The sequence below is a fragment of the Brenneria alni genome (assembly GCF_003666245.1).
Taxonomy (GTDB): Bacteria; Pseudomonadota; Gammaproteobacteria; order Enterobacterales; family Enterobacteriaceae; genus Brenneria; species Brenneria alni.
In genome coordinates this window covers 1-2,385 of record NZ_MJLZ01000094.1, presented here as the reverse complement: position 1 = coordinate 2,385, position 2,385 = coordinate 1, and the positions used below count along the sequence as shown (strand labels likewise).

The 2,385-nt window shown below is 52.7% G+C and carries 4 protein-coding genes; all 4 read right to left on the bottom strand.

Annotated elements, in window-relative coordinates; translation table 11 throughout:
- The coding region (locus tag BIY29_RS19730; RefSeq protein WP_205680391.1) for a hypothetical protein at positions 1-198 on the bottom strand (198 nt) is incomplete at its 3' end.
- A complete protein-coding gene (locus BIY29_RS19725) occupies positions 188-1,036 on the bottom strand; it encodes a hypothetical protein (protein WP_121576701.1) in 849 nt (282 codons plus the stop codon). The genes BIY29_RS19725 and BIY29_RS19730, both read right to left, overlap by 11 nt.
- Positions 1,036-1,614 (bottom strand): DUF4123 domain-containing protein, encoded by a 579-nt coding sequence (locus BIY29_RS19720; protein WP_121576700.1) that lies wholly within the window; start codon positions 1,612-1,614, stop codon positions 1,036-1,038. The genes BIY29_RS19725 and BIY29_RS19720 overlap by 1 nt, the downstream gene beginning before the upstream one ends.
- A partial coding sequence (locus BIY29_RS20355; protein WP_240630251.1) for a type VI secretion system Vgr family protein occupies positions 1,611-2,385 on the bottom strand: 775 nt, incomplete at its 5' end. The genes BIY29_RS20355 and BIY29_RS19720, both read right to left, overlap by 4 nt.

Sequence of the window (2,385 nt, the reverse complement as noted above, 5' to 3'; positions counted from 1 at the left end):
GTCCGGCGTGGCGGCCTGATCGTGTGAGGGGATCCCCAGCCATTGATCGGCCTCCCGGGGGCCGTCGCTGCCGTTGAGGGAGAACGGTACGCCAAGTCCGGCGCAATCCGTACAAATCGATGCCGGACCGGGCACCTTCCCCTCCATCGCATCCTGAGACAATTGTTCATAGCTGGCGCTGAGGGCATTAGTCGTCATTGGGTGCCTCCTCCATGAGAATACGCTGGTGCCGTTGCAGAAATTGCAATAAGAAATGGCAGGTCTGGTATGGATCCGTTTTTCGATACAGCCCGTCATGCAATACGGTAAATAACGGGTTGCAGTAAAAGAAACGGCCAAAGCTCAGTGCCAGTAACACATGGTGACCCAGATAAAGTCGCTGGTGCGGTTGCAGGTGGTGCAAATCATCACTGGGCAGGGGGATCCGTCCACCCATGTGACGGATGCCAAGTTGATCATAGGCCGAATACTTCCGGCGCTTGATAGGGGGCAACTTTTGCAGACGTAGCGCATCCGCTTCATAGGTTTCAAACAGTGGCTGTGTGCGCCGGGACGCATTGATGCCGTACAACGATGCAGACTGCTCGAAGGCTCGCCAGATGTCTTCAGCCTGTAACTCACCCGTATTTATCGACAGCAGCGTGATAAAAATCTGATGTGCCTGTGGCATAACGCGTTCAGTCTGCTGACGCAGTGTAATAGCCGTGTGAGTGGCTAAATTCAGCCGGGTTGGTTCAGGAAACCCCGCAGCCGTCAGAATCGGAGTTAGGGTGGCTTGATGGATATCATTCTGCCACCCGAGACCAAGCAATAAACTCAGGGTCACGTGTGTACTGTATTGACGCCCGTCGTGGTATCCGGCCGCTATCGCTTCTTTACCGGCGACCTCAACAAAAGCAGGCATACACTGTGATGTACTGGGTAGCCGGGGTAACAAGGGAGCCAACGTATCGCACAAGTAGCGGGACAACCGGAGATTCGCCTGTTTTCTTGCCAGGCGCTCCATGACGTCAAGATCGATAGAATTCAGTGCCATCAGGCCTCCTGACCAACGGGAAGGTCAAGCCAGATCAGGCAACCATCACACTCAGCCTCTTCATCGCGCTGTTGTTCAAACAACGGTTGTACGCGCCGAGACAGCGATGCCAGTGGATCGTGAAAGTACATCTCTTCAATCTCGCCATCAGCAAAAAAACGTGAGACGGCGGAAGGCGAATGGGCAATGGATGCGATATAAAGTTGCAGGGCTGACGGCGTCCCCAAACGCAAAATAAACCGCCGGGATCCTTCGACATACTTACTGAAATGCCTCAGATGTCGCTGGACGGCATCCGGTGGCATGCGGGTAAATATCACAATCATGGGCATCGTCTCAAACGTCTTGCCCAGCCACAGATCAAAATCACTGTCGGGCTCGGGTACACAGAGCCATGGCGTATAGGGTTCAAGTCCTGCCTGCGTATCCAGATGCCATAGCGGATAATGAACAACTTCATGAAACTCCAGTCGCGCCAGTAGGTGCTTCTCAGCGCTTGTTTCAGTCAGCACATAAAGGTGAGTACGGCTATTGCGGGTCGGTAACCCGGCCTTTTCCAGTTGTTGATAGAAGCTCATTCTTTACCCTCTTTGAGAGGGCACTCTTCGACCAGCGGTGAACCCTGATTGATAGCGGCTTCAATGGCCTGTATCTGGTCGCCAGAAGGGGAAAGAATGCTGACATTTCCTTTCAGTTGGATGTTTGGTGCATCCAGTGTGATGCCGCTGCCATCGAGCAGGATCTTGCCAGCGGGACCGCGGATTAAGATACGGTCGGTGCCTTGCAGGACATATTCGGTCGTCAGCAGTCGCTGACCGCTTCTGGCCTCAATGGACTGTATACCTTCAATAATCACTTTTTCGTGTTCGCCTATGGTGACGAGATGGCTGGCGACAATATCTTCCTTCAGCGTATTACCCACGTTGCGTACTTCGTTACGGTCAATAGTGACGAAAACATCCTGGCGGATATGCTCTTTGCGGTCACGACCAACCGTATTAGCTTCATCCTGACCAATATGGGTGGTGCGATCACGCGCCACGGCTATCCGCTGATCGTTGCCGATAGAAAGTGTTTCATCGTGATTGACCTGAATATTTTGATCTTTTTGTGCATGAATAAAAATTTCTTCGTTTTCTGTGGCGTCTTCAAAACGCAGCTCATTAAAACCGCCGCCTTTATGCGTTTTACTCTTGATGGTCATCCGCGTTTTATGCAACGGCAGTTCATACGGTGACAGATTAGTGGCATGAAACGTCCGCCCGGTCACTATCGGCTGGTCCGGGTCGCCCTCCAGAAAACTCACTATCACCTCATGCCCGATGCGCGGTATCGCTATCAGACCATAC

Coding starts and splice junctions, on each gene's coding strand:
- BIY29_RS19725 (WP_121576701.1), bottom strand. CDS start 1,036: ATGGCACTGAATTCTATCGATCTTGACGTCATGGAGCGCCTGGCAAGA.
- BIY29_RS19720 (WP_121576700.1), bottom strand. CDS start 1,614: ATGAGCTTCTATCAACAACTGGAAAAGGCCGGGTTACCGACCCGCAAT.